This window comes from Sphingomonas sp. PL-96, from assembly GCF_020707215.1.
Taxonomy (GTDB): domain Bacteria; phylum Pseudomonadota; class Alphaproteobacteria; order Sphingomonadales; family Sphingomonadaceae; genus Sphingomonas.
Map to the genome: position 1 here is coordinate 163103 of NZ_JAJFET010000007.1, position 24930 is coordinate 188032.

Annotated in this window: 26 protein-coding genes, 1 tRNA gene and 1 riboswitch; of the genes, 17 read left to right on the forward strand and 10 right to left on the reverse strand. The window is 69.1% G+C overall.

Annotated features, from left to right (window positions below; translation table 11 throughout):
- The first annotated feature begins 101 nt into the window (after positions 1 to 101).
- The 10 genes from rpoZ (at position 102) to feoB (ending at position 7922) form a co-directional block, all read left to right on the forward strand.
- On the forward strand, positions 102 to 446 hold the full coding sequence (rpoZ, locus tag LK533_RS13635; protein WP_229363618.1) for a DNA-directed RNA polymerase subunit omega: 345 nt from the start codon (positions 102 to 104) through the stop codon (positions 444 to 446).
- Positions 447 to 598: 152 nt separating this feature from the next.
- Positions 599 to 946, forward strand: a complete 348-nt coding sequence (locus LK533_RS13640) for a hypothetical protein (RefSeq protein WP_229363619.1) — start codon at positions 599 to 601, stop codon at positions 944 to 946.
- Positions 943 to 1935: a bifunctional diaminohydroxyphosphoribosylaminopyrimidine deaminase/5-amino-6-(5-phosphoribosylamino)uracil reductase RibD gene (gene ribD / locus LK533_RS13645; protein ID WP_420705861.1), complete on the forward strand. Its 993-nt coding sequence runs from the start codon at positions 943 to 945 to the stop codon at positions 1933 to 1935. Before LK533_RS13640 ends, ribD begins: the two co-directional genes overlap by 4 nt.
- Position 1936: 1 nt before the next feature.
- On the forward strand, positions 1937 to 2560 hold the full coding sequence (locus tag LK533_RS13650; RefSeq protein ID WP_229363621.1) for a riboflavin synthase: 624 nt from the start codon (positions 1937 to 1939) through the stop codon (positions 2558 to 2560).
- Entirely contained in the window at positions 2547 to 3698 is a 1152-nt protein-coding gene (gene ribB / locus LK533_RS13655; RefSeq protein ID WP_229363622.1) for a 3,4-dihydroxy-2-butanone-4-phosphate synthase, read from the forward strand. Before LK533_RS13650 ends, ribB begins: the two co-directional genes overlap by 14 nt.
- 1 nt (position 3699) lies before the next feature.
- Positions 3700 to 4119: a 6,7-dimethyl-8-ribityllumazine synthase gene (ribH, locus tag LK533_RS13660; RefSeq protein WP_229363624.1), complete on the forward strand. Its 420-nt coding sequence runs from the start codon at positions 3700 to 3702 to the stop codon at positions 4117 to 4119.
- 22 nt (positions 4120 to 4141) lie between these two features.
- Positions 4142 to 5053, forward strand: a complete 912-nt coding sequence (locus LK533_RS13665) for a DMT family transporter (protein WP_229363625.1) — start codon at positions 4142 to 4144, stop codon at positions 5051 to 5053.
- 19 nt (positions 5054 to 5072) lie between these two features.
- Complete coding sequence (locus LK533_RS13670; RefSeq protein WP_229363626.1) at positions 5073 to 5741, forward strand: COQ9 family protein; 669 nt, start codon at positions 5073 to 5075, stop codon at positions 5739 to 5741.
- Between the two features lie 47 nt (positions 5742 to 5788).
- Positions 5789 to 6046, forward strand: a complete 258-nt coding sequence (locus LK533_RS13675; protein ID WP_229363627.1) for a FeoA family protein — start codon at positions 5789 to 5791, stop codon at positions 6044 to 6046.
- A 19-nt stretch (positions 6047 to 6065) separates the two neighbouring features.
- Entirely contained in the window at positions 6066 to 7922 is a 1857-nt protein-coding gene (gene feoB, locus LK533_RS13680; RefSeq protein ID WP_229363628.1) for a ferrous iron transporter B, read from the forward strand.
- Positions 7923 to 8042: 120 nt separating this feature from the next.
- Here feoB and LK533_RS13685 read toward each other — a convergent pair whose 3' ends face one another.
- Positions 8043 to 8228 carry a DUF4169 family protein gene (locus LK533_RS13685; RefSeq protein WP_229363629.1) on the reverse strand — a complete coding sequence of 62 codons (186 nt, stop codon included), beginning with the start codon at positions 8226 to 8228 and terminating at the stop codon, positions 8043 to 8045.
- A gap of 91 nt (positions 8229 to 8319) precedes the next feature.
- Between LK533_RS13685 and ssb the strand changes: the two genes are divergently transcribed.
- A complete protein-coding gene (ssb, locus tag LK533_RS13690; protein ID WP_267495403.1) occupies positions 8320 to 8889 on the forward strand; it encodes a single-stranded DNA-binding protein in 570 nt (189 codons plus the stop codon).
- Between the two features lie 254 nt (positions 8890 to 9143).
- Here ssb and metW read toward each other — a convergent pair whose 3' ends face one another.
- The 6 genes from metW to LK533_RS13720 form a co-directional block, all read right to left on the reverse strand.
- Positions 9144 to 9734 carry a methionine biosynthesis protein MetW gene (gene metW / locus LK533_RS13695; RefSeq protein WP_229363630.1) on the reverse strand — a complete coding sequence of 197 codons (591 nt, stop codon included), beginning with the start codon at positions 9732 to 9734 and terminating at the stop codon, positions 9144 to 9146.
- Positions 9731 to 10153 (reverse strand): GNAT family N-acetyltransferase, encoded by a 423-nt coding sequence (locus LK533_RS13700; RefSeq protein ID WP_229363631.1) that lies wholly within the window; start codon positions 10151 to 10153, stop codon positions 9731 to 9733. Before LK533_RS13700 ends, metW begins: the two co-directional genes overlap by 4 nt.
- Positions 10150 to 11283 (reverse strand): homoserine O-acetyltransferase MetX, encoded by a 1134-nt coding sequence (gene metX / locus LK533_RS13705; RefSeq protein WP_229363632.1) that lies wholly within the window; start codon positions 11281 to 11283, stop codon positions 10150 to 10152. The genes LK533_RS13700 and metX overlap by 4 nt, the downstream gene beginning before the upstream one ends.
- Before the next feature lie 15 nt (positions 11284 to 11298).
- A complete protein-coding gene (locus LK533_RS13710; protein WP_229363633.1) occupies positions 11299 to 11724 on the reverse strand; it encodes a TIGR01244 family sulfur transferase in 426 nt (141 codons plus the stop codon).
- Complete coding sequence (gene recQ / locus LK533_RS13715) at positions 11721 to 13490, reverse strand: DNA helicase RecQ (protein WP_229363634.1); 1770 nt, start codon at positions 13488 to 13490, stop codon at positions 11721 to 11723. Before recQ ends, LK533_RS13710 begins: the two co-directional genes overlap by 4 nt.
- Before the next feature lie 162 nt (positions 13491 to 13652).
- Positions 13653 to 14678, reverse strand: coding sequence for an ATP-dependent DNA ligase (locus tag LK533_RS13720; protein ID WP_229363635.1), 1026 nt, complete (start codon positions 14676 to 14678; stop codon positions 13653 to 13655).
- A 118-nt stretch (positions 14679 to 14796) separates the two neighbouring features.
- Here LK533_RS13720 and LK533_RS13725 point away from each other — a divergent pair, with 118 nt between their 5' ends.
- Complete coding sequence (locus LK533_RS13725) at positions 14797 to 16251, forward strand: S41 family peptidase (protein ID WP_229363636.1); 1455 nt, start codon at positions 14797 to 14799, stop codon at positions 16249 to 16251.
- 79 nt (positions 16252 to 16330) lie between these two features.
- On the opposite strand, the gene LK533_RS13730 is transcribed toward LK533_RS13725, so the two are convergent.
- Positions 16331 to 16407: transfer RNA gene (locus tag LK533_RS13730), tRNA-Arg, on the reverse strand.
- 117 nt (positions 16408 to 16524) lie between these two features.
- Positions 16525 to 16615: riboswitch (TPP riboswitch) on the forward strand.
- Between the two features lie 41 nt (positions 16616 to 16656).
- On the opposite strand from LK533_RS13730, the gene thiC reads away from it, so the two are divergent.
- The 4 genes from thiC (at position 16657) to LK533_RS13750 (ending at position 19962) form a co-directional block, all read left to right on the forward strand.
- A complete protein-coding gene (gene thiC, locus LK533_RS13735; protein ID WP_229363637.1) occupies positions 16657 to 18519 on the forward strand; it encodes a phosphomethylpyrimidine synthase ThiC in 1863 nt (620 codons plus the stop codon).
- Between the two features lie 104 nt (positions 18520 to 18623).
- Complete coding sequence (locus LK533_RS13740) at positions 18624 to 18857, forward strand: DUF4160 domain-containing protein (protein WP_229363638.1); 234 nt, start codon at positions 18624 to 18626, stop codon at positions 18855 to 18857.
- On the forward strand, positions 18841 to 19101 hold the full coding sequence (locus tag LK533_RS13745; protein WP_229363639.1) for a DUF2442 domain-containing protein: 261 nt from the start codon (positions 18841 to 18843) through the stop codon (positions 19099 to 19101). Before LK533_RS13740 ends, LK533_RS13745 begins: the two co-directional genes overlap by 17 nt.
- 96 nt (positions 19102 to 19197) lie before the next feature.
- Complete coding sequence (locus LK533_RS13750; RefSeq protein WP_229363640.1) at positions 19198 to 19962, forward strand: helix-turn-helix domain-containing protein; 765 nt, start codon at positions 19198 to 19200, stop codon at positions 19960 to 19962.
- A gap of 15 nt (positions 19963 to 19977) precedes the next feature.
- On the opposite strand, the gene LK533_RS13755 is transcribed toward LK533_RS13750, so the two are convergent.
- Positions 19978 to 20910: a formylglycine-generating enzyme family protein gene (locus LK533_RS13755; RefSeq protein ID WP_229363668.1), complete on the reverse strand. Its 933-nt coding sequence runs from the start codon at positions 20908 to 20910 to the stop codon at positions 19978 to 19980.
- A gap of 138 nt (positions 20911 to 21048) precedes the next feature.
- On the opposite strand from LK533_RS13755, the gene LK533_RS13760 reads away from it, so the two are divergent.
- Complete coding sequence (locus tag LK533_RS13760; protein ID WP_229363641.1) at positions 21049 to 23046, forward strand: glycoside hydrolase family 2 protein; 1998 nt, start codon at positions 21049 to 21051, stop codon at positions 23044 to 23046.
- A gap of 45 nt (positions 23047 to 23091) precedes the next feature.
- On the opposite strand, the gene LK533_RS13765 is transcribed toward LK533_RS13760, so the two are convergent.
- A complete protein-coding gene (locus LK533_RS13765; protein ID WP_229363642.1) occupies positions 23092 to 24879 on the reverse strand; it encodes an arylsulfatase in 1788 nt (595 codons plus the stop codon).
- Between the last annotated feature and the right edge of the window lie 51 nt (positions 24880 to 24930).

Genomic DNA, 24930 nt, shown 5'->3' on the forward strand with positions numbered 1-24930 from the left:
GGCGAGCCTCCGGCGGAAGCGCCCGAAAAAATTGACATTTGCGCGAGGTTGGCATAGGCGCCACGCCTTTCCTGCTCCGTGCATTATTTGAGGAAGCGACCATGGCGCGCGTCACCGTCGAGGATTGCGTCGACAAGATCCCCAACCGGTTCGACCTGGTGCTGATGGCAGCCCAGCGGGCGCGCCAGATTTCCGGCGGCGCCGAGCTGACGCTCGAGCGCGACCGCGACAAGAACCCGGTGGTCGCGCTGCGCGAGATCGCCGAGGAGACGGTGCGTCCGGACGTCCTCAAGGAATCGGTCATCACCGGCATGCAGAAGGTGCAGATCGACGACGAGGAAGCACCGGACGAGATCGGTTCGCTGTCGGCGTCGGCCGAGGCGCTGCGCCTCACCGCCGCTGCCCCGCCGCGCAACCAGAATGTCGGCGGCGACTACGAGGGCTGAGGCCTTTCCGCCGATCGGCGGGTGACGCTGCCGGCGCGACGGCACGACCGCCAAGGGCGGGCGCCGGGTGACGGTGCGTTTCCCGATGCGGGGCTGAGGTCCGGGGCACGGGGGCTGGTCGCCGCCGGCCCCCGCGCCTATCTGGAGGCGGCATGAAGATCCTGCGCCACCTTTCGCCCGTGCGTGCGTACCACGACCTGCGGCTGTTCCTGTCGCACCGGCGGCCGCACCAATGGGCGTTCCTGGCGTTGGCGGTGACGCTCACGGGTCTGTGGATCTGGGCCTTCGTCCATGATTCGCACTTCGAGCGGCCGTACAAGCGCGAGATCATCTATGTGCAGGACTGGCGCCTGGACCGCACGGACGAAGAGATCCGCGCCCAGCAGAAGATCGACGAGGCCAAGCGCCAGAAGGAGATCGCGGAGCTGGAGAAGCGCCGCGCGCGGATCCAGGCCGAGTTCAAGAAGCTCGACGACGGCATGACCGCCTGGGGGCTTTGACCTCCTTGGCCCACACGACCGACGATGCGCGCTGGATGGGCGAGGCGCTGGCGCTGGCCGAGCGCAGCCGCGGCCAGACCGCGCCCAATCCCAATGTCGGATGCGTGATCGTTGCCACTGGCGACCGCGTGGTCGGGCGCGGCTGGACCCAGCCGGGCGGACGGCCGCATGCCGAGGCGATGGCGCTCGCCGAAGCGGGCGAGGCCGCCCGTGGCGCGACGCTGTACGTGACGCTGGAGCCGTGCGCGCATGTCTCGCCCCGGGGACCGGCCTGCGCCGACCTGATCGTGGCGGCACAGCCGGCGCGCGTGGTGGTGGCGCTGACCGATCCCGACCCGCGCACGAACGGGCTGGGGATCGATCGGCTGCGCGCTGCCGGGATCGTGGTGGAAGAGGGCGTGTGCACCGACGACGCGCGGCGCAGCATGGCCGGGTTCCTCACCCGTCTGCGCCTTGGGCGGCCGCACGTGACGCTGAAGCTCGCGACCTCGCTCGACGGGCGCATTGCGCTGCCGTCGGGCGAGAGCCGCTGGATCACCGGGCCGGAGGCGCGCGCCGACGTGCACCGCGAGCGCGCCCGGCACGAGGCGATCCTGGTCGGGCGCGGCACCTATGACGCGGATGCGCCGCGGCTGGACGTTCGGCTGCCGGGGCTGGAGCATCTAAGCCCGCGCCGGCTGCTGCTGACGCGTGGACCCGCGCCGGAAGGGTGGGAGGCGCTGCAGGATCTTGCCGAGCTGGGCGCGCTGACCGGCGTCGACCATCTGCTGGTCGAGGGCGGGGCGGGGGCCGCTGCCGCCTTTCTGGCCGCGGATCTGGTCGACCGGCTGCTCTTCCACCGCGCGCCGATCCTGATCGGGGCCGGGAAGTCGGCGGTGGGGGACATCGGCCTCACCAGCCTGGAAGCGGCGCACGGCCGCTGGAAATTGCACGAGTCGCGTTCGCTTGGCAGCGACCGGCTCGAAGTCTACGAGCGCGAGCGAGATTGATATGTTCACCGGAATCGTCACCGACATCGGCACCATCGAGGCCGTCGAGCAGACGGGCGACCTGCGCGTCCGCATCAACACCGCCTATGACACCGCAACCGTCGACCTGGGCGCGTCGATCGCCTGTTCGGGCGTGTGCCTGACCGTGGTCGACAAGGGACCGGGCTGGTTCGCGGTCGACGTGTCGGGAGAGACGGTGTCGCGCACTGCGCGCGACCAGTGGACCGCGGGGCGGCGGCTGAACCTGGAACGCGCGCTGAAGCTGGGCGACGAGCTGGGCGGGCACATCGTCACCGGCCATGTCGACGGGCTGGGCGAAGTGCTGGACGTGACCCAGGAGGGCGGATCGCACCGCGTCACCATCCTGGCCGGCCCGGAGATCGCGCCGTATCTGGCCGCCAAGGGATCGGTAACCGTCGACGGCGTGTCGCTGACCGTCAACAGCGTCGAGGACGCAGCCGAAGGCACGCGCTTCGGCCTCAACATCATTCCCCATACGGCCGAGGTCACCACCTTTGCCGGCATCGCCCAGGGCCAGGCCGTCAATCTCGAGATCGACGTGCTCGCCCGCTATCTCCAGCGCATGGAGCGCTATCGTGAAAGGACGCAGCATGACGCTGCCTGAACCCGGCTCCCTCGAACCCGCTCGGCTTCGCCACGGCTTCCTCTCCTCGCCCGAGGAAATCATCGACGAGGCGCGCAACGGGCGCATGTTCATCCTGGTCGACGACGAGGACCGGGAGAATGAAGGCGATCTGGTGATCCCGGCGCAGATGGCGACGCCGGAAAAGATCAACTTCATGGTGACGCACGGCCGCGGCCTCGTCTGCCTGGCGCTGTCGAAGCCGCGGGTCGAGGAACTGGGTCTCGAGCTGATGAGCCGCAACAACGGCACCCGGCACGAGACCGCCTTCACCGTCTCGATCGAGGCAAAGGAAGGCGTCAGCACCGGCATCTCCGCCGCCGATCGCGCGCGCACCATCGCGGTCGCGGTCGATGCGACCAAGGGCAAGGCGGACATCGTGACGCCGGGCCATGTCTTCCCGCTGATCGCGCGCGACGGCGGCGTGCTGGTGCGCGCCGGTCACACCGAGGCGGCGGTGGACGTGTCGCGGCTCGCCGGGCTCAACCCGGCGGGCGTGATCTGCGAGATCATGAACGAGGACGGCACCATGTCGCGCCTCGACGATCTGGTCGGCTTCGCGCAGCTCCACGGCCTCAAGATCGGCACGATCCGCGACCTGATCGCCTATCGCCGCCGCCACGACCATCTGGTCGAGAAGCGTGCGGAAAGCCGCTTCACCAGCCGTTGGGGCGGCGAGTGGACGGCGATGACCTTCTGGAACAAGGCCACGGGAAGCGAGCAGGTCGCGCTGGTCAAGGGCCGCATCGATCCCACCAAACCGACCCTGGTGCGCATGCACGGCCTGTCGCCGTTCGCCGACATCTTTGGCGAGACCGGTAGCCGCGCCGAGCTGCTCAGCCGATCGATGGAGATCATCGGCGAGGAAGGCGCGGGCGTGATCGTGGTGATCAACAAGCCGCGACTCGACCAGTTCACCGTCGCCATGCAGGCGCGCACCGGCGAGCTGGCTGCCGCCGACATGGACCAGCTGCGTGACTATGGCGTGGGCGCGATGATTCTCAACGAACTGGGCGTCGCCGAAATGGTGCTGCTCACCAACACCCATCACACCCTCGTCGGGCTCGACGGCTATGGCCTGTCGATCGTCGGCGAGCGTCCCATCGATACGGAGCGCTGACATGGCCCGCATTCTGATCGTCGAAGCGCGCTTCTACGACCACCTCAACGACCTGCTGCTCGACGGCGCGCGCACCGCGCTGCAGGAGGCCGGGCAGGATTATGAGATCATCACGGTGCCGGGCGCGCTGGAAATTCCCGGCGCCGTCGCGATGGCGGCCGAGACCGGCCAGTTCGACGCCTATGTCGCACTGGGCGTGGTGATCCGCGGCGAGACCTATCATTTCGAGATCGTCGCCAACGAAAGCGCGCGCGGGCTGATGGCGCTGGCCATGGACGGCCTGCCGATCGGCAACGGCATCCTGACCGTCGAGGACGAGGCGCAGGCGCTGGCGCGCGCCGACCGCAACGACAAGGACAAGGGCGGGGAAGCCGCAAAGGCGGCGCTCGCCATGCTGGCGCTGCGCCAGCGTTTCGGCTGAGCCTGGGGCTGCGGCGGATCCGATGACATCGGACAGCCGCGGCACCGCCGGAGGCCTGGCGGCCGCGATCCTCGCCAATGTGGCGCTGGCGATCGGGCCATGGCTGGTGCGGCTGGCGGAGACCGGGCCGGTCGCCACCGGCTTCTGGCGGCTGGCGCTGGCGATGCCGGCACTGCTGATCTGGTCGGCGGTCGCCACGCCGGGAGCACTGCGCCGCGGCTTCGCCTTCTGGCCGGTGCTGCTGGTGGCGGGGCTCGCCTTTGCTGCCGATCTGGCGACCTGGAACGTCAGCATCCATCGCACGACGCTCGCCAATGCGACGCTGTTCGCCAATTCGGCGACGCTGATCTACCCCATCTATGGCTTTCTGATCGCGCGGGCCTGGCCCAGCCGGCCGCAGGTCGCAGCCCTGCTGCTGGCGGCGGTGGGCGGGGGCATGTTGCTCGGCCAGTCGGCGGAGCTGTCGCACGCGCATCTGGTGGGCGACCTGCTCGCGCTGTTCGCGGGGCTGGCCTACGCGGTCTACTTCATCGGCATGGCGCGAGTGCGCGCGGTGGTGCCGCCGATGCCGGCGCTGGCACTGTCGGGGATCGCGACGATGGCGCCGCTGCTGGTGCTGGCGATCGGGTTGGGCGAGCGGCTGGTGCCGACGGGTGTCGCCGGCTGGGGGCCGCTGATCGCGCTGGCGCTGGTCAGCCAGGTTTCCGGCCAGGGGCTGATGATCTACGCGCTCGGACGGCTGCCGCCGCTGGTGATCGGGATCACGCTGCTGCTTCAGCCGGTCGTGGCGGGCGGCATCGGCTGGGCGGTCTATGGCGAGCGGCCCGGCACTCCCGACTGGATCGGCGCGCTGCTCGTCGCCGCGGCGCTGGTGCTGGTCCGGCGCGAGCCGAAGGTTGCGCCTGTCGCCGGGCAGACTAGATCGGATGCCTGACCCCATGAAGGACTCCGTGATGGCGACCGCATCCCTCCAAGACGCAACGCTCGACGAGCTGCGCGCCGCGCTGGCGCCGCTGGTGGCGTCCAACGCCGCCTTCGACGGCTGGGCGCCGGCGGCCGTGACCATGGCGGCCGAGCAGCTGGGCGTGGACCCGGACGTGGCGCGCGCCGCGCTGCCGGGTCCCGTCGACATGATCGACGCCTGGTTCGCACATGTCGACCGGCTGATGATGGAGCAGTTGCCGGCCGATCAGCTCGCCGCGATGAAGATCCGCCAGCGCATCACCGCGCTGGTCGAGGCGCGACTCGCGGCCGTCGCTCCCCAGCGGGAGGCGCTGCGCCGGGCGCTTGCGATCCTGGCGATGCCGCAGAATCTCGCCCGCGCCACCCGGCTCGGCTGGCGCAGCGTCGATCTGATGTGGCGGCTCGCGGGCGACACCGCGACCGACTATAACCACTATACCAAGCGGGCGACGCTGGGGGCCGTCTATGGCACCACCGTGACCGTGTTCCTGGACGACGAGAGCGAGGGCTGGGCCGACACCCGCGCGTTCCTGTCGCGGCGGATCGACAACATCATGCAGTTCGAAAAGGCCAAGGCGCAATGGGTCGGCCGTGCGTCGAGCGAGCGGCGGCTGAGCCTGTCGCGCTTCATCGGCCGGCTGCGCTATCCGGCGGTTTGAAAACGAAAAAGCTGGCCTTCTGCGTCAACTATTGATAATCACTCGCAATGCTTTCGCCCAACGCCAGCCTCTCGCACCTTGCCCAGCGCCAGCATGCGCGCGTGGCGGGTGTGGATTGGGACGCGCTGCAGCCCGCCGAGGCGCGGCGGCTGCGCGAGTTCGGGCTGGACGAGGGCGTGGAGATCGAGCTGCTGCACCGCGCCTGGCTCGGCGGCGGGCCAGTCGCCTGCCGCATCGGCCGGATGATGGTGGCGCTGCGTCCCCATGTCGCCGCCGCCATTCGCGTCAGCACCACGGCCGACTGAGGCCAACTCGGACAGGATCATGAACCACCCACCGCTGGTCGCGCTCGTCGGCAACCCCAATGCCGGCAAGAGCGCCTTGTTCAACGCGCTGACCGGCGCGCGCCAGAAGGTGGGCAATTATCCGGGCGTGACCGTGGAGCGCCATTCCGGGCGCATGGCACTGCCCGACGGGCGTCCGATCGAGCTGGTCGACCTGCCCGGCACCTACAGCCTCGATCCCTCCAGCCCCGACGAGGCGGTGACTCGCGACGTGGTGCTCGGCCGCCAGCAGGGCGAGCGGCTGCCCGACGTGCTGGTGGTGGTGGCCGATGCCACCAACCTCGACAATCATCTGCGTTTCGTTCTGCAATTGAAGGCGCTCGACCGGCCGATGCTGGTCGCGCTCAACATGGTCGACATGGCCGAGCGCGACGGGCTGAAGTTCGACCTGGCGGCGCTGTCGGCGGAGATCGGCTGCCCGGTGGTGCCGACGGTCGCGGTGCGCAAGCGCGGGCTCGATGCCTTGCGCGACGCGCTGGCCGAGGTGCTGGCGGGTGCGCCTGCAACCCTGCCGCCGCCGCTCGACAGCTTCGACGCCGACATCCGCCATTTCCAGCGCGAGGCGCGCCGCGTCGCGAGCGTGGCGATCACCGAACAGCCGCGTGCGCGTGCCGTGACGAAATCGATGGACGCCATCGCGCTGCACCCGGTGTTCGGGCCGATCATCCTGCTCACGCTGATGTTCGTGATGTTCCAGGCGGTGTTCAGCTGGTCGGAAGCGCCGATCGGCTGGATCGAGGGACTGCAAGGCTGGCTGGCCGACACGGCAGTGGCCACGCTGCCGGAGAACTTCCTGCGTGACCTGCTGGTCGAAGGGATCATCAACGGGGTGGGCTCCGTCGTGGTGTTCCTGCCGCAGATCCTGATTCTGTTCCTGTTCATCCTGGTGCTGGAGGCATCGGGATACATGGTGCGGGCCGCGTTCCTGATGGACCGGCTGATGGCGAGCGTGGGGCTTTCGGGCCGCGCGTTCATCCCGCTGCTCTCCTCCTTCGCCTGCGCGATCCCCGGCATCATGGCGACGCGCGCGATCGACGATCCCAAAGAGCGGCTGACCACGATCCTGATCGCGCCGCTGATGACCTGTTCGGCGCGCCTGCCGGTCTATGCGCTGATCATCGGCGCGTTCATTCCGGCGCGGCAGGTGGTGCCGGGCGTCGGCCTGCAGGGGCTGGTGCTGTTCGTGCTGTACCTGTCCGGTATCGTCGGCGCGGTGCTCGCGGCGTTCGTGCTGCGCCGGACGCTGGCCAAGGGGCAGGGCGGCGGCTTCATGATGGAGATGCCGCGCTACCAGATGCCTTCGCTGCGCGACGTGGGGCTGGGGCTGTGGCACCGCGCCTATGTGTTCCTGCGGCGTGCGGGCACGACGATCATGACCGTCACGGTCGCGCTGTGGCTGCTCGCCTCCTATCCGGTGGCGCCGGAGGGGGTGAAGCAGAGCGAATATTCGGCCGCCGGGCGGATCGCGTCGGGGTTGGAAGTCGTGCTGCGGCCGATCGGCTTCAACCATGAGATGTCGCTGGCGGTGATCCCGGCAATGGCGGCGCGCGAGGTCGCGGTGTCGGCGCTCCAGACCGTCTATGCGATCGATGCGGCCGACGAGGAACAGGGCGCGCAGGAACTGGGTGGGCGGTTGTCGGGCCGCTGGAGCCTGCCGACGGCGCTCGCCTTCCTCGCCTGGTTCGTGTTCGCGCCGCAGTGCCTGTCGACGATCGCGGTGGTGCGGCGGGAGACCAATGGCTGGCGGGTGCCGGGGCTGATGCTCGCCTACCTGTTCGGGCTCGCCTATGCGGCGGCGGGGATCACCTACTGGAGCGCGGTGGCGCTGGGGTTGTAGCCGTTCCTGTACCCCGGCGGAGGCCGGGGTCCAGTTGCGGTGCGTCCTGAAAGGATGCGCGCCCTCTCAGCCGCCATCCCAACTGGGCCCCGGCCTTCGCCGGGGTACTAGGTTGGGGGATCAGTCGGGGATTTCGTCGCGGCGAGCGCCGTCGAGGGTGCGTTCCGCCCGGTCCCGATCCTGTGCCTCCGCCGCCTTCTGCGCCTTGGTGCGGCCGAAGCGGTGGCGGTTGACGTCGGCCTCCGCTGCCTTTTCAGCGCGGGCGCGGGCCTTTCGGGCGCGATTGAGGTTGATGATCTCGGCCATATGCTCACTCTAGCGCGCTCGCGCTGCCTGGCATACATCGCGGGGATATGGTGCCACGCGCGCCCGCATTTTCGAGAGTAATGGAGACATCATGGCCGGCAGCGTCAACAAGGTCATTCTGGTCGGCAACCTGGGCCGCGATCCGGAATCGCGCAGCTTTCAGAACGGCGGCAAGGTGGTGAACCTGCGCATCGCCACATCCGAATCGTGGAAGGACCGCAACTCGGGCGAGCGCAAGGAAAAGACCGAGTGGCATTCGGTCGCGATCTTCAACGAAGGCCTGGCGAACGTCGCCGAGCGCTTCCTGCGCAAGGGATCGAAGGTCTACATCGAAGGCCAGCTGCAGACCCGCAAGTGGCAGGACCAGAACGGCCAGGACAAGTATTCGACCGAGATCGTGCTGCAGGGCTTCAACTCGGTGCTGACGATGCTCGACGGTCCCGGCGGCGGTCAGGGTGGCGGCGGCGGCGGTAGCCGCGGTGGCGACGACTTCGGCGGTGGCGACGATTTCGGCGGTGGTTCGGGCGGTCGCGGCGGCAGCTTCAACAGCGGCGGCGGGCGCAGCGGCGGTGGCGGCGGTGGCCGCTCGGGCGGCGGCAGCAGCGGCGGTGGCTTTGGTGGTGGCTTCGGCGACGACCTGGACGACGACGTGCCGTTCTGATTTGCGGCGTCGATGCGATCGGAAAAGGGGGCCGCGTGCCCCCTTTTTTGTGCCTGCGATACGCCCGGCAAGAACCGTATCCCTGCGCAGGCAGGGATCCAGGGCCAAGCAGGACAACGGCTGTTGGCGCCCGGGACCCTGGGCTCCTGCCTTCGCAGGAGCACGTGAGAGGGGAGGCAGGCGGGTGCCCAGTCGAACGAAACCGCAACTGGGCCCCGGCCTTCGCCGGGGTACGGGTTACGTGTGGGGCGGAGCTATCGCCGAAGCAGGAACACCGCGTGTTCGGCGCGGAAGTTGGCGGCGGCGGCGCTGGTGCGGCGGTCGCCTTTCAGGAACCAGGCCTCTTCCACGGTGATGCCGCGTTCGGCGACAAAGGCGCGGAAGTCGTCGATGGTGACGTGGTGGATGTTGGGCGTCGCATACCACGGCACCGGCAGCAGCCGGGTGACCGGCATCCGCCCGCCCCACAGCAGGGACGCACGCACCCGCCAGTGCGCGAAGTTCGGGAAAGACACGAACGCGCGCCGGCCGATCCGCAGCAGATGGTCGAGCACCACGTGCGGGCGCATCGTCGTCTGCAGCGTCTGGCTGAGGATCGCATAGTCGAAGCTCGCGTCTGGATAGCCGGCAAGGTCGGTGTCGGCGTCACCCTGCACCACCGACAGGCCGCGCGCGACCGCGGCGGCGACGTTGCCGGGATCGATCTCCAGCCCGCGCGCGTCAATGCCGCGGGTGTCGCGCAGCGCCGCCATCAGCGCGCCGTCGCCGCAGCCGACGTCGAGCACGCGCGCGCCCTCCGCCACGTTCGCGGCGATGACGGCCAGGTCGGGGCGCAGCGCGGTCATGCCGCGGTCTCCCGCACTGCGCCCGGACGGTGGATCATGTAATCTGCGACGTCGTTGATCGGCGCGAAGCCGAGCGGTGCATAGACGCCATGCGCATCGCGGGTGACGAGCATCCAGCGGCGCAGACCGGCAAGCTCGGGAAGCCCGGTCAGATGCGCCACCATCGCCCGGCCGATGCCTTGACCGCGCGCGGCCTCGTCCACGAACACGTCGGCGACCCAGGCAAAGGTCGCGCCGTCGGTGATGGCTCGGGCAAAGCCGATCTGCACGCCGTCGCGATAGGCGCCAACGCAGGTCGAGCCAGCGATCGCGCGCTCGACCAGATCGCGGGCGATGCCGGGCGACCAGTAGGTGTTGGCAAGCCAGGCGTGGATGCGGTCGAGCTGCAGGCGGCTCTTGTCGGTGGAAATGTCGATCATGCCCGTCCCCAGGTGAGGAAGCCACGCACCACCCGGTCGAGTTCGGGCGAGTCGAGCAGGAAGGCGTCGTGGCCGAACGGGCTGGAGAGCTCGACGAAGCTCGCGCGGGCGCCGGCGGCGTTGAGCGCCTGTACCATCACCCGCGACTCGGCGGTGGGGTAAAGCCAGTCGGTGTCGAAGCTGACGATGCAGAAGCGCGTGGCAGTGTCGCGGAAGGCGTTGGCGAGCATGCCGCCATGCTCCTCGGCGAGGTCGAAATAGTCGAGTGCGCGGGTGATGTAGAGGTAGGAGTTGGCGTCGAACCGGTCGGTGAAGGCGAGGCCCTGGTGGCGTAGATAGCTCTCCACCTGGAAGTCGGCGTCGAAGCCGAAGGTCTTGGCGCCGGCCTGCCCGTCGGGGCGCGCCTGGAGGCGGCGGCCGAACTTGGCGGTGAGCCCGGCTTCCGACAGATAGGTGATGTGCGCGGCCATGCGCGCGACGGCCAGGCCGGCCGCGGGCGGGTCGCCGCTCTCGTAATAGGCGCCGTTGCGCCACTTCGGGTCGGCCATGATCGCCTGGCGGCCGACTTCGTGAAAGGCGATGTTCTGGGCGGAATGGCGCGCGGTGGCGGCAATCACCACCGCTGCCTCGACGCGTTCGGGATAGGTGGCCGCCCAGGACAGCGCCTGCATGCCGCCCATCGAGCCTCCAACGACCGCGGCCAGCCGGTCGATGCCGAGATGATCGAGCAGCAGCGCCTGCGCACGCACCATGTCGCGAATGGTGATGACCGGAAAAGCCATGCCCCATTGCTGGCCGGTCGCAGGATCAATCGAGGCGGGGCCGGACGATCCCATGCAGCTGCCGAGCACGTTGGAGCAGATCACGAACCAGCGGTCGGTATCGATCGGCTTGCCGGGCCCGACCATGCGCGTCCACCAGCCGGGCTTGCCGGTGACCGGATGGTCGGAGGCGAGATACTGGTCGCCGGTCAGCGCGTGGCAGACCAGCACCGCATTGTCGGCCGCCGGCGACAGCGTGCCATAGGTCTCGTAGCCGATCTCGACTGCGGGCAGCGACGCGCCGCCGTCGAGCGGCAGCGGCCCGGCGAGCAGCGCGCGGCGGCGCAGACCGAAGCGTTCGTCCGACATGCTAGCGTTGCTGGCTCACCGGCCGCTCAACGCGTCCAGGGTGGGACGGATGCCCGACAGGTCGTAGCCGGCGCCCGCGGCCTTTTCGACCAGCTCGGCGGAGTCCGTGCCGTTCTTGGCCTCGGCCAGCGCCCACAGGTTGCAGGAGCGGGTGCCCGAGCGGCAATAGGCGAGCACCGGGCCGTCGGCGGCATCCAGGGCTGCGCGCATCGCGTCGAGCTGGCCGTGGCCGAAGCCGGCGTGCGTCACGGGGATGGCGGTATACGCCAGGCCCGCCGCCTCGGCCGCCGCCTGGATTTCGGCGCCGCTAGGCTGGCCCGGCTCCTCGTCGTCGGGGCGGTTGTTGACGATCGCGACGAAGCCTGCCGCCGCGATGTCCGGCATCTGCACAGGGAGAATCTGGGGGGCGACGGAGACCTTGCTGTCGATGGTGCGGATCATGCTGCCTCGCGGATGACCTGGAGAAAGGCGTCGCCATACGCCTCCAGCTTGCGCGCGCCAACGCCGGTGATGCGGCCGAGCGCCTGAAGGTTCGACGGGCGCATGGTCGCCATGTCGCGCAGGACGGAGTCGTGGAAGATCACATAGGGCGGCACCGACGCCTCTTCGGCAAGCTCGCGGCGGCGGCGGCGCAGCGCTTCGAACAGCGGGTTGCCGATCGGATTGGGGGTAGCGCCGGCCGCGCCGCGGCGGCGGCGGTCGCGCTTGGGCGGGAGCACGAGCTTGAGCGTCGCCTCACCCTTCAAGAGCCCGCGCGCGCCGGGGCCGAACTCCAGCCCGCCGTGCGGATTGGCGCGGACCGCGTCGCGCAGCAGCAGGGCGCGGGCGACGGGTTTGAGGAGATGCGCTTCCTCCGCCTCGACGATGCCCCACACCGACAGCGACTCATGCCCGTTGGTCATGCTGCGCTCGGTCGACTGGCCCTGCAGCACCTGCTCGATATAGCCGACGCCGAACATCTGGCCGGTGCGGAACACGGCCGAGAGGAACTTGCGCGCCGTTTCGGTCGCATCGACGGCGGCGGGCGGGTTGAGGCAGTTGTCGCAATTGCCGCAGGTGTCGGGCGGCGTCTCGCCGAAATGGGCGAGCAGGATCGCGCGGCGGCAGCCGGCGGTCTCGACCAGCGCGCCGAGCGCGTTCAGGCGCGCGCGTTCGCCGGGCTGGCGCTCCGCCTCGACCTCACCGATGCGCTGGCGGGCACGAGCGAAGTCGTCGGCGCCCCAGAACAGGTGGGCGACCGCCGGGTCGCCGTCGCGGCCGGCGCGGCCGGTTTCCTGGTAATAGCCCTCGATCGACTTGGGCAGCCCCGCGTGGGCCACGAAGCGGACGTCGGGCTTGTCGATGCCCATGCCGAAAGCGACGGTGGCGACCATCACCATGTCCTCGCTCGCGACGAAATCGGCCTGGTTGCGCTGGCGCACGGCAGGGTCGAGGCCGGCGTGATAGGCGCGGACCTCGCGTTTGGGGGTCGAGAGTGCTGCGGCCAGCCGCTCGGTCGCGGCGCGGGTGGGGGCGTAGACGATGCCGGGGCCGGGGTGCTCGGCGAGGATGTCGGCGATCTGGCGCGTGGTGTTGTCACGCGGAGTGATCGCATAGCGGATGTTGGGCCGGTCGAAGCCGGCGACGATCATGCCCTCTTCGGGAATGCCCAGCTGCTCGAGGATGTCGGCGCGGGTGTGGGCGTCGGCGGTGGCGGTGAGCGCCAGCCGCGGCACGTCCGGGAACTGGTCGAACAGCGGGCGCAGCAGGCGATAGTCGGGGCGAAAGTCATGGCCCCATTCGCTGACGCAATGCGCCTCGTCGATCGCGAACAGGCTGAGCGGTGCCTGGCCGAGGAGGTCGCGGAAATGGCCGCTGGAGGCGCGTTCGGGCGCCACATAGAGCAGGTCGAGTTCGCCGGCGCGGAAGCGGGCGATCGTCTCCTGGCGGTTCTCGTCGACGGACGTCAGCGTGCCGGCGCGGATGCCGACGGCGGTGGCGGCGCGCAGCTGGTCGTGCATCAGCGCGATCAAGGGCGAGATGACCACGCAGGTGCCGTCGAGCACCACGGAAGGCAACTGGTAGGTGAGCGACTTGCCGGCGCCGGTGGGCATGACGGCGAGGGTGCGCTGGCCGGCGAGCACCCGCTCTACCACCTGGCCCTGGACACCGCGGAAGCCGGGAAAGCCGAAGGTGGATTGCAGGACGGACACGGGATCGGCGGGCATGGGGGCGCTGTAGCGGCCGCGGTCGGGGCATGTCGAGGTTTGGGGTGGGCTGAGACCCCGTGCTCCTGCGCAGGCAGGAGCCCAGGGTTACTCAGCGAGGCGCTACTTGGCTCTGGGCTCCTGCCTGCGCAGGAGCATGAGGAGGGTTTGCGAGGCGTTCCCTTACCCTCCGCCGATCGCCGCCTCCACCACCGCCGGGCGGGCTTCTTCCTCCAGCTGGGCGAAGGTACACTGGCCGGGCGCCTTGTCGGGACGCCAGCGCAGCAGCGCGGTGCCGTGGCGGAAGCGGCGGTCGGTGACCTGGTCGTAGCGCACTTCCACCACCAGTTCGGGGCGCAGTGGCTGCCATTGCGCGGAACGCTCGGTCGACCAGCGGCTGGGGCCGCCGGGCGCGTCACCGGTGAAGCCGGGCGCCTCGACGAGCGCCTCCAGCCGTGCGGTAAGCTCGGCGCGCTCGGCCGCCGGGAGGCCGCTGGTGAAGCCGACATGGTGGAGCAGACCGGCGTCGTCATAGAGGCCGAGCAGCAGCGAGCCGACTTCCGGCCGCCCGCTTGCATAGCGGAAGCCGCCGACCACGCAGTCGGCGGTGCGCATGCGCTTGACCTTCACCATCGCGCGCTCGCCGGGGCGATAGGGTTCGGCGAGCGGCTTGGCGACGACGCCGTCGAGCGCGGCACCGGTGCCGCCGAGCCAGCGACGTGCCACCTGCGGGTCTTCGGTGGTTGGCGAGAGGCGCAGCGATTGCGAACGGTGCCGGGCGTGGAAGCGCTCCAGCGCGGCGCGGCGTTCCGACAGCGGGCGATCCGCCAGCGTCTCACCCTCGGCAGCGAGGCAGTCGAACAGCATCAGCCGGGCAGGGGTCTCCACTGACAAACGGCGGATGCGGCTTTCTGCCGGGTGGAGGCGCATCTGGAGCGCGCCGAACGACAGCGTCGTGCCGACCGGGATCAGCAGTTCTCCATCGAGCACGAAATCGCCGGGAAGTGCGGCGAGCATGGTGGCCACTTCGGGGAAGTAGCGGGCGAGCGGCTTGCCGGACTTGGACCAGAGCAGCACGGTGTCGCCCTGCTTGACGGCCAGGCAGCGGAAGCCGTCCCATTTGGGTTCGAACTGCCAGCCGGCGCCCTCCGGCAGTTCAGCGGCGAGCCTGGCTTCCATCGGTTCGAGCGGAGCGGAATCGGCAGTCATGGCGGATCAACGCAAGACCGCGACTTGAGAGCCCGGCTATTCGTGCAAGTCGCGACAAGAAAACGGCTGGTGCCCTGCCAATTCCCCGATAGACTGTTGGGAAAAGAGGGGATTTTTCATGAAGCAGATGCGGTTCGGTGCAGTCCTGAGCGCGCTGGCGCTGTTGTCTGCATGCGGTGGCGGCGGGGGTGACTCGGGCCGCGGCGTGGTCGCCGCCCCGACCCCCACGCCGACGCCGACTCCCACCCAGACCGCGGGCTGCTCGCTGCGCGAGCGTCAGGACTGGGCGGCGGCGCAGCTCAACGAATGGTATCTGTTCCCCGAAACGCTGCCGGCGAGCCTGGATCCGGCGCCCTATGCGAGCGTCGATGCCTATGTCGACGCGCTGACCGCCAATGCGCGGGCGCAGGGGCGCGACCGGTACTTCACCTATCGCACCTCGATCGCCGAGGAGAACGCCTATTATGAGGCGGGGTCCAGCGCCGGCTATGGCTTCCGCCTGGGGCTGACGGACGACAACCGGCTGTTCGTGACCGAGGCGTTCGAAGGGGCACCGGCGCTTGCCGCCGGGATCGACCGCGGCACCGAGATCGTGGCGCTGGGCGCCAGCGCGGGCAGCCTGCAAACGGTGGCGAGCCTCATGAGCTCGGGCACCACCGACGCGCTGAACGCGGCGCTGGGCGACAGCGCGGTTGGCACCACGCGGGTGATGCAGATCCGCGACACGGCGGGCACGCGCAACGTGACGGTGGCGATGGCCGACTTTGCGCTGCAGCCGGTGTCGGACCGCTATGGCGCCAAGATCCTGGAGGATGGCGGCAGGCGCGTCGGCTACCTCAACCTGCGCACCTTTATCGGCACCGCCGACCCGCAGCTGCGTGCAGCCTTTGCGAGCTTCCGCGCACAGGGGATCACCGACCTGGTGGTGGACCTGCGCTACAACGGCGGCGGGCTGATCAGCATCGCCGAGCTGATGGGCGACCTGATGGGCGCCAATCGCCAGACGAGCGAGGTGTTCACCAGGATCACCTTCCGCCCGTCCAAGGCGGAGAACAACGAGTCCAGCACCTTCACGCCACAACCCGAATCGGTCGCGCCGACCCGTGTCGCCTTTATCGGCACCGGCGGCACGGCGTCCGCCAGCGAGATGGTGATCAACGGCTTTGTGCCGTACCTCGGCACCAACATGGCGCTGGTGGGGAGCAACACCTATGGCAAGCCGGTGGGCCAGATCGCGCTCGACAAGACCGCCTGCGACGACCGGCTGCGGGTGATCGCGCTGGCCGTGCAGAATGCGGCCGGCAACGCGGACTATTACAACGGCCTCGCCAGCACGGTGCCGAACAGCTGCCAGGCCTATGACGACATCAGCTACCCGCTGGGCGATCCGCGCGAGGCTTCGGTGCGCCAGGCGCTGGACTTCCTGGCCGGGCGCAGCTGCTCGCCGATCACCGGCATGGCCGCGACCGCCAGCGCTGCGCGATCGGTAGGGCTCGGCCGTCCGCCCGAACGCCAGCTGCTGACGCCGCAGCGGCCGACGCCTGCCCAGCGTGAGGTGCCGGGGCTCTTCTGAGCCCCGCGCGAGCGCATGAGGCCTCGTGTCCGTCGCCTTCGCCAAGGCAGCGGACGCAGTGCCCAAAGCTGATCGAGAATGGTGCACCCGACAGGATTCGAACCTGTGGCCTCTGCCTTCGGAGGGCAGCGCTCTATCCAGCTGAGCTACGGGTGCCGGCCGGTGGATGCGCCTAGCAAAGCGCGCGCGCCGACGCCAGCCGTTTTCGCCGCCGACCTCGTCCGCACGCATCATCGCTTGGCCTGCGCCGCGAACGCGCGTACACTGCTCGCATCCCCGGGGGACCGCTATGCCGCGGTTGAGAGGTGGGCAGGAGCCCACGACCCGCTGAACCTGATCCGGCTGACACCGGCGTAGGGAGGGAGCGGTCGGCCAACGCCCGTTTCCTCCATGTGGAGTGGAACCATGGCAGACATTGAAGCAAATCCGATCGGCGTGACCACCGGCCCCATCCGCGGCTCGCGCAAGGTGCACGTGCCGGCGCCCGGCAACCCGGCCATCCGCGTCGCGATGCGTGAGATCGACCTCGATCCCAGCTCGGGCGAGCCGCCGCTGCGCGTCTACGACACCTCGGGGCCCTATACGGACCCCGCCGCGCAGATCGACATCATGGCGGGCCTGCCGCAGCTGCGCCGCGCGTGGATCGAGAGCCGCGGCGATGTCGAGGCCTATGACGCGCGCGAGATCCGGCCCGAGGACAACGGCCAGCTCGGCCCCGACCGGTCGGGTGGCGTGCCGCGCTTCCCGCGCCTGATCCAGCGCCCCTTGCGCGCAAACCCCGGCGCCAACGTCAGCCAGATGCACTATGCCCGCCGCGGCATCGTCACGCCCGAGATGGAATATGTGGCGGCGCGCGAAAACCTCGGCCGCGCGGCGATGCACGAGGCCGCGACCCGCGACGGCAACAGCTGGGGCGCCGCCATCCCCGACTTCGTGACGCCCGAGTTCGTCCGGGACGAGGTTGCCCGCGGGCGGGCGATCATCCCCAACAACGTCAACCACCCCGAATCCGAGCCGATGGCGATCGGTCGCAACTTCCTGGTCAAGATCAACGCCAACATCGGCAATTCCGCCGTCGCTTCCAACGTCGCGGCCGAAGTCGACAAGCTCGTCTGGTCGATCCGCTGGGGCGCCGACACGGTCATGGACCTGTCGACCGGCCGCAACATCCACGACACGCGCGAGTGGATCCTGCGCAACTCGCCCGTGCCGATCGGCACTGTGCCGATCTACCAGGCGCTCGAAAAGGTCGGCGGCATCGCTGAGGAGCTGACCTGGGAGATCTTCCGCGACACGCTGATCGAACAGGCCGAGCAGGGCGTCGACTATTTCACGATTCATGCGGGCGTCCGCCTGCCGTACATCCCGATGACCGCCAAGCGCGTCACCGGCATCGTCAGCCGCGGCGGCTCGATCATGGCGAAATGGTGCCTGGCGCACCACAAGGAGAGCTTCCTCTACGAGCGCTTCGACGAGATCACCGAGATCATGAAGGCGTATGACATCGCCTATTCGCTCGGCGACGGCCTGCGCCCCGGCTCCATCGCCGACGCCAATGACGAGGCCCAGTTCTCCGAGCTCTACACCCTGGGCGAGCTCACCAAGCGCGCCTGGGACCAGGACGTCCAGGTGATGATCGAGGGCCCCGGCCACGTGCCGATGCACAAGATCAAGGAGAACATGGACAAGCAGCTGGAGGCCTGTGGCGAGGCGCCCTTCTACACGCTCGGGCCGCTCACCACCGACATCGCGCCGGGCTATGACCACATCACCTCGGGCATCGGCGCCGCGATGATCGGTTGGTACGGCACGGCGATGCTCTGCTACGTCACGCCCAAGGAGCATCTGGGCCTGCCCGACCGCGACGACGTGAAGGTCGGCGTCGTCACCTACAAGCTCGCCGCCCACGCCGCCGATCTCGCCAAGGGGCACCCGGCCGCCAAGCTGCGCGACGATGCGCTCAGCCGCGCCCGCTTCGAGTTCCGCTGGCGCGACCAGTTCAACCTGAGCCTCGATCCCGACACGGCGGAGAGCTACCACGACCAGACGCTGCCGGCGGAAGGCGCGAAGACCGCGCACTTCTGCTCGATGTGCGGGCCGAAGTTCTGCTCGATGAAGATCACGCAGGAAGTGCGGGAGTTCGCGGCGAAGCAGAACGCCCCGGTGGAAAGCTTCGTTGCCGCCGAGGATGCCGAAGCCGGCATGGCCCAAATGAGCGACCGCTTCCGCGAGCGGGGTAGCGAGGTGTATTTGCCCGCTGCGGAGTAATTTGCAGCTATTAACCTCCGTCACGGGGTTACTTCTGGTTTCAATTCCCCGTGACGGAAGCCACTCTCGCGGCAATGTTCAGGCATCGAATGAAAGGATCATCGATGCCGACCATTCTCCGGATCGAGGGCTGCCGCTCCTATTTCTTCAGCCACGAACCGAATGAGCCGCCCCACGTCCATGTCGACCGGGGTGGGGCCACTCTCAAAGCGTGGCTGGATCCGATCGAACTCGCACGCAACCGCGGCTTCCGACCGCCCGAGATCAATGCCATATTGCGTCTGGTCGCAGACCACCGGGCGGTGCTGCTGGAGGCATGGCATGAACATTTCGGCTAAGATCGCGGATGAGCGCGTGCAGGATGTGCGCTGTGACGACTCCACTCTCACGGTCGACCTGATCGACGGCCGCACCATTTCGGTGCCGCTCGCCTGGTACCCCCGCCTCCTCCACGCCACCCCGGAGCAGCGCACCATCTGGGAGCCATGCGCTGGCGGCTACGGGATCCACTGGCCCGAGATCGACGAGGACCTGAGCACCGAGGGGCTGCTCAACGGCGTACCGGCGCACACCTCCGTCTAAACGGCGCGCCCGCCGCACAGGTACAAGGATTTTGGGGTGACCCGCGCCCCGCCCGCGCCCTAGCATCCGCCCGCGAAAGGACAGGGAATGGCGGTCATGGCCGACGGGCTCCAGGCACTCACCGAGAAGGAGAAGCAGACGCTTCGCCTGCTGCTGGAGGGGCATGACGCCAAGTCGATGGCGCGTCACCTCGACCTGTCGGTGCACACCATCAACGAGCGGCTGCGGGACGCCCGGCGCAAGCTCTCCGTCTCCACCAGCAAGGAGGCCGCGCGCCTGCTGCGCCAGCGCGAAGCCGTCCCCCAAAGCCTGGGGGACACAAGGTTCGGGGATGCCCCGCCCGTGCCGATCGACGAGCAGTCGGGACAGCCCAGCACCGAGCCGCCTTCACCCCCGAAAGCGGCCTGGGCCATCGGAGGACTCGTCATGATCCCGTTCCTGATCACCCTGCTCGCCCTGTCGACGCCCGGCCAGCCGCCCCAGGCCGGCACGCAGGCGCCCGACGCCCAGCCCGCCGCCGCCGCGCCCGCGACCGAGAGCGCCGTTACCCGCGCGGCGTCCGCCTTTCTTGCCCTGCTCGACGCGGGCAAGTGGCAGGAAAGCTGGGCCGCGACCGGCCAGTCGTTCCAGTCGCTCAATACGGTCGCCGCCTGGCAAGCCGCCTCCGAACAGGCGCGCGTGCCGCTTGGCCGCATGCTGTCGCGCCAGCTGCTGAGTGCAGAGGACGTCCCCGCACCGCCCAAGGGCTACCACATGGTCCGCTTCCGCACCGATTTCGAGAACAAGCGCGGCGCGACCGAAACCGTGTCGCTCGACCGCGAAGGCGAGAGCTGGAAGGTGGTGGGGGTGTATATCCAGTAGGCGTGGGCGCCCCGCCTACACCCGGCGGACGCAGCGGAAGCCGATGTGGGAGGTGGTGCTGTCGAGCGTCTGCGGGTGGCGGGCGGCCGGGCGATAGCGCTGGCAATAGTTGGCGGCGCACAGGTGGGAGCCGCCCTTTACCACCTTGCGGCCGCGGCCCAGGTCCGGGCCGGATGCCTCCATGCTTCCGCGCAGGGTTCCGCCGCGCGGGTTGCGGATGGCGCAGCAACTCGCCTTGCGCGCGCCGCCGCCGGGGGCGGGCCTGAGCGCCTTTGCGGTCGCATACCAGTCGCTTGTCCACTCCCAGACGTTGCCGATCATGTCGAACAGCGCGTGGCCGTTGGCGGGGAAGCTGCGCACCGGCGTCGTGCGATAGCCGCCGTCCGCGCGCTGGTTGGCGAAGGGGAACATGCCCTGCCAGTAGTTGGCGAGGATGGCGCCGCCGGGCGCGAGTTCGTCGCCCCAGGCATATTCGGCGCCGTCGATGCCGCCGCGTGCCGCCAATTCCCATTCCGCCTCAGTCGGCAGCGCCTTGCCCGACCAGGCGGCATAGGCCTCGGCATCGCGGTGCGCGACATGGACCACCGGATGGTCGAGCAGCGCGTCGATGCTGCTGTCGGGGCCGGTCGGGTGGCGCCAATCGGCGCCCGCGACGAACGCCCACCAGCGGCCGTGATCGTCGAGCGGCACCGGCTGCGCGCTGCGCTGAAAGACCAGCGATCCCGGAACGGCAAGTGCGGGGTCCAGGCCCGGATAGTCGCGGGGATCGGGCGCTTCCTCGGCAAGGGTGCGGTATCCCGTGGCCTCCACAAAGGCGGCGAACTGCCGGTTGGTGACGGGCGTCTCGTCGATCCAGAAGCCGTGCACCGCCACTCGGCGGGTCGGACGCTCATCGTCGTAGAAGCGCTCCGACCCCATGGTGAAGCTGCCGCCCGGGATGAAGCGCATCGCTTCCGGATCGTTCGTCGATGACATCCGCGCCTCCATGCCGGACATCATAAGAAATATGATCACTCGGATCAAAGCTTGCGAGTGGCCCGGGTCCGACGCTAGCCTGCACCAAAACATACAAGGGAGAGGGGAGCGATGTTGAAGCTCATTTCGCAGGCTGCGTTGGCAACCGCGCTGGCGGCCATGCCGGTGGTAGCGACGGCGCAATCCACGCCGGCAGGGCAGGCGGGGGCCGCTGCCGCCGGGCAGGCCGATCGCGTCTATACCAGCAACCTGATGACTCGCTGGGGCAGGCAGGTCCGGCCCGACAATGCCTGGCGCAGCTATCCGCGCCCGCAGCTCAAGCGCAGCCGCTGGATCAACCTGAACGGCGAATGGGACTATGCCATCCGCCCCAAGACGGAGGCGCAGCTCCAGGCGCACGACGGCAAGATCCTGGTGCCGTTCGCGGTCGAGTCCAAATTGTCCGGGGTCGCGCGCAAGGTCGGGCCCAACGATCGCCTCTGGTACCGCCGCACCGTCACCATCCCAGCGGACTGGCAGGGCCAGCGCGTCCTGCTGAACTTCGGCGCGGTCGATTACGAGGCCCATATCCTCGTCAACGGCAGCATCGCGGGCTCGCACCGCGGCGGATCGGACGCGTTTGCGATCGACATCACCGACTATCTGAAACCGGGCCAGAACGAGCTCGTCGTCCAGGTCACCGATCCTACGTCCACGGGTGCCCAGCCGCGCGGCAAGCAGCAGCTCAACCCCAACAGCATCTGGTACACGCCCGTCAGCGGCATCTGGCAGACGGTGTGGCTGGAGCCGGTCCCCGCGCTGCACATCCAGGACATGAAGATCACGCCCGACATCGACCGCGGCGTGCTCGACGTCGACGTGGCGCTCAACCGCAGTGCCAGTGACAGCGATGCGGTGCGGATCACCGCTTCGTCCAAGGGGCGCACGGTGGCCAGCACGCTGGTGCGCGGCAATCGCCACGCCAGCCTGCCGATCCCGAACGCGCATCTCTGGTCGCCGGAGGACCCGTTCCTCTATGACCTGAAGGTCGAGCTGGTGAAGGTGCGCAGCCCCTATGCGGACGATGCGGACAAGAGCCCGCACCGCAACCGCGGCGACGCGATCCTGACCGAGCAGGAAGCGGCGCTCTATCGCGCGGCGCAGGTGACCGGCGGCGCCGTGGACACGGTCGACAGCTATTTCGCGATGCGCAAGAGCTCGCTGGGGCCGGGCAAGATTGCCGGCCAGCCGCAATTGCTGCTCAACAACAAGCCGGTCTTCCAGAACGGCACGCTGGACCAGGGCTGGTGGCCCGACGGCCTGCTGACGCCGCCGTCCGAAGAGGCGATCCGCTGGGAGATCGATTATCTGAAGCGCGCCGGGTTCAACATGCTGCGCAAGCACATCAAGGTGGAGCCCGCCCAATATTACTACGAGGCGGATCGCATGGGCATCCTGATCTGGCAGGACATGCCCTCGGGCGAGGAAGACGAGAGCCTGGACCAGTTCGTCCGGCCGAGCTCGCAGGCCGAGGCGGTGATGCCGCAGGAGACCACCAACGAGTTCGAATATGAGCTCACGCGGATGATCGCGGACCTGCGCAACCATCCGTCGATCGTGACCTGGGTGGTAAACAACGAGGGCTGGGGGCAATATGCCTCCACCCGCCTCGCCAAGATGGTCCATGAGCTGGATCCCAGCCGGGTGGTGAACAAGGTGTCCGGCTGGCTGGACACGGGCGATGCCGGGTCCGACATCTATGACATCCACACCTATGAGGACGTGCCGCGCGTGCCGACCCCGCAACAGCACCGCGCGGTGGTGATCGGTGAATATGGCGGCATCGGCCTGCCGGTCCCGGGCTATCTGTGGTTCGCCGAAAAGCGCAACTGGGGCTACCAGACCGCGACCGACCAGAAGGACTATGCGGCCCGCTACAACCGCAAGCTCGCCGAGGTGATCCGCCAGGCGCGCGACCTGGGCCTGAGCGCCGCCGTCTACACGCAGACCACCGATGTGGAGGGCGAGGTGAACGGCCTGCTCACCTATGACCGCGAGGTGAGCAAGCTGCCGGTCGAGCAGTTCGCGCGCATCCACGCGCCGCTGTTCGCGGACGACGCGCGTAAGTAAGCGAAGGGGCGGGGCCGACCGGGTCAGCCTCGCCCCTTATCGCCGTTAGTCGCTAAGGCCGCCTGCCGCCGGGGCGGGGGTGCCGATCCGGCCGCCGCGCGCAGGCACGCCGACCTCGCGGGCCCAGGCCATCCACAAGCCGTCCAGCCGGGCGACGACCTCCGGATAGAGCGGGCGCACGTCCTGAGTCTCGGTCCGGTCCCGCTCCAGGTCGTAGAGCGCCCATTCCAGGTCCGGCCGATCGCCCTGCGGTGCGAGCGACACGAGCTTCCACCGGCCGTCGATGACTGCGCGCGCGCCATAATGTTCGAAAAAGAACGGGCGGTTCGTTGGCACAGCCCGGCCCAGGAACACGCCGGCAAGCGAGACGCCGTCCATCGGTGCCTTGTCGGTGCGTGGTGTCACGCCGGCGAGCTCCAGCAGGGTCGGGGTCACGTCGACGATGTGCGCCGGCTCGCGCACCGTGGTGCCTGCACGCCCGGCCATCGCGGCGGGCCAGCTCATCAGGAACGGCGCATGGGTGCCGCCCTGGTAGCTTTCCGCCTTCCAATAGCGCCAGGGCGTGTTGGCGGCGCTTGCCCATTGCGCGCCCAGGCACGCCATCGTCTGGTCGCCGCCGATCTGCTGGTCGGGATATTCGCCATAGGCGACGGGGCGGCCGTCGCGGGTCTCGCTCCAGCGGTCATAGCCTGCCTCCACCATCACCTCGGGCGAGGCGCCATTGTCGACGGTGAAGACGATCAGCGTGTCGTCATATTGGCCGCTGTCCTTCAGCGCCTGCACCAGCCGGCCGATGCCCTGGTCCATCACCTCGATCATCGCGGCATGGGTCGCCATCTTGCGGACCTGGATCGCGCGCTGCTCGGCGGTCAGTCGCTGCCAGGGGATCGAATCGTTGTGCTCGTAGCGGGCCTCCACCGCGTCGAGCCGATCGACCGCCGGGTCGACCAGCCCCAGCTTCACCTGCCGGGCATAGCGGTCCTGCCGGATCTGGTTCCAGCCGCCTTCGAAGCGGGGGATGTACTTCCGGATCAGCGCCTCGGGCGCCATCAGCGGCCAATGGGCGGCGGTATAGGCGAGGTACATCATGAACGGGTCGCGACCCCTGGCGAGCCGCCGCACCTCGCCCACCGCATGGTCGCTGATCGCGTCGGTGAAGTAGAAGTCCTTGGGCACCGATCGTACCGGCTCGAAGTCGTTCACCAGGCTGAACGGGTCATGGTAGTTCACCACGCCCCAGATGATGCCCCAATGGTGCTGGAAACCGCGCGCCACCGGATAGGTGCGCCGGTCGCCGAAGTCGCGATCGAAGTGCGCCTGGTGGTTGAGCCACTTCATGTGCTCGGCCTTGTCGGTCATCGGCACGGCCGCGGTCAGGTGCCACTTGCCGACCATGGTGGTGGCGTAGCCGGCGCGGCGAAGCTCCTCGGCGACCGTGGGCACGTCGCGCGACAGGCTGGAGCCGTTGCCGGCCATGTTGACGCGGTGCGGATAGCGGCCGGTCAGCAGGCTCGCCCGCGACGGGCAGCAGCGCGACATGTTGTAGAAGTTGGCGAAGCTGACCGAGCGCTTCGCCAGCGCGTCGAGGTTGGGTGTGTCGATCTCCCCCCCGAACGCGCCGATGTCCGAATAGCCGACGTCATCGGCCATGATCACGATCATGTTGGGGCGCCGGGCGCCGGTTCGGGCGGGTTCCTCCGGCGCGAGCGGCAGGTCACCCAGCAGTCCCGCGCTGGCCGGGCCGCCCATCGCCGCCAGCGAGCCGAGCAGCGCCAGCTTCTGGAGGAAGCGGCGGCGAGAGCCCGCGATCGAAGGCTGGCTGGCAGGACGCATCGTTTCTTCTCCCAGATGGCGGTCGGGAGCGCGCGACCGCGCTCCCGTCAT

Coding starts and splice junctions, on each gene's coding strand:
- ribB (WP_229363622.1), top strand. CDS start 2,547: ATGACGCTGCCTGAACCCGGCTCCCTCGAACCCGCTCGGCTTCGCCAC.
- feoB (WP_229363628.1), top strand. CDS start 6,066: ATGAACCACCCACCGCTGGTCGCGCTCGTCGGCAACCCCAATGCCGGC.
- LK533_RS13725 (WP_229363636.1), top strand. CDS start 14,797: ATGAAGCAGATGCGGTTCGGTGCAGTCCTGAGCGCGCTGGCGCTGTTG.
- LK533_RS13640 (WP_229363619.1), top strand. CDS start 599: ATGAAGATCCTGCGCCACCTTTCGCCCGTGCGTGCGTACCACGACCTG.
- metX (WP_229363632.1), bottom strand. CDS start 11,283: ATGTCGGACGAACGCTTCGGTCTGCGCCGCCGCGCGCTGCTCGCCGGG.
- ribH (WP_229363624.1), top strand. CDS start 3,700: ATGGCCCGCATTCTGATCGTCGAAGCGCGCTTCTACGACCACCTCAAC.
- LK533_RS13720 (WP_229363635.1), bottom strand. CDS start 14,678: ATGACTGCCGATTCCGCTCCGCTCGAACCGATGGAAGCCAGGCTCGCC.
- LK533_RS13740 (WP_229363638.1), top strand. CDS start 18,624: ATGCCGACCATTCTCCGGATCGAGGGCTGCCGCTCCTATTTCTTCAGC.
- metW (WP_229363630.1), bottom strand. CDS start 9,734: ATGACCGCGCTGCGCCCCGACCTGGCCGTCATCGCCGCGAACGTGGCG.
- LK533_RS13685 (WP_229363629.1), bottom strand. CDS start 8,228: ATGGCCGAGATCATCAACCTCAATCGCGCCCGAAAGGCCCGCGCCCGC.
- LK533_RS13745 (WP_229363639.1), top strand. CDS start 18,841: ATGAACATTTCGGCTAAGATCGCGGATGAGCGCGTGCAGGATGTGCGC.
- LK533_RS13675 (WP_229363627.1), top strand. CDS start 5,789: ATGCTTTCGCCCAACGCCAGCCTCTCGCACCTTGCCCAGCGCCAGCAT.
- ssb (WP_267495403.1), top strand. CDS start 8,320: ATGGCCGGCAGCGTCAACAAGGTCATTCTGGTCGGCAACCTGGGCCGC.
- thiC (WP_229363637.1), top strand. CDS start 16,657: ATGGCAGACATTGAAGCAAATCCGATCGGCGTGACCACCGGCCCCATC.
- LK533_RS13760 (WP_229363641.1), top strand. CDS start 21,049: ATGTTGAAGCTCATTTCGCAGGCTGCGTTGGCAACCGCGCTGGCGGCC.
- LK533_RS13710 (WP_229363633.1), bottom strand. CDS start 11,724: ATGATCCGCACCATCGACAGCAAGGTCTCCGTCGCCCCCCAGATTCTC.
- LK533_RS13700 (WP_229363631.1), bottom strand. CDS start 10,153: ATGATCGACATTTCCACCGACAAGAGCCGCCTGCAGCTCGACCGCATC.
- LK533_RS13665 (WP_229363625.1), top strand. CDS start 4,142: ATGACATCGGACAGCCGCGGCACCGCCGGAGGCCTGGCGGCCGCGATC.
- LK533_RS13650 (WP_229363621.1), top strand. CDS start 1,937: ATGTTCACCGGAATCGTCACCGACATCGGCACCATCGAGGCCGTCGAG.
- LK533_RS13670 (WP_229363626.1), top strand. CDS start 5,073: ATGGCGACCGCATCCCTCCAAGACGCAACGCTCGACGAGCTGCGCGCC.
- LK533_RS13750 (WP_229363640.1), top strand. CDS start 19,198: ATGGCCGACGGGCTCCAGGCACTCACCGAGAAGGAGAAGCAGACGCTT.
- recQ (WP_229363634.1), bottom strand. CDS start 13,490: ATGCCCGCCGATCCCGTGTCCGTCCTGCAATCCACCTTCGGCTTTCCC.
- LK533_RS13755 (WP_229363668.1), bottom strand. CDS start 20,910: ATGCGCTTCATCCCGGGCGGCAGCTTCACCATGGGGTCGGAGCGCTTC.
- LK533_RS13765 (WP_229363642.1), bottom strand. CDS start 24,879: ATGCGTCCTGCCAGCCAGCCTTCGATCGCGGGCTCTCGCCGCCGCTTC.
- rpoZ (WP_229363618.1), top strand. CDS start 102: ATGGCGCGCGTCACCGTCGAGGATTGCGTCGACAAGATCCCCAACCGG.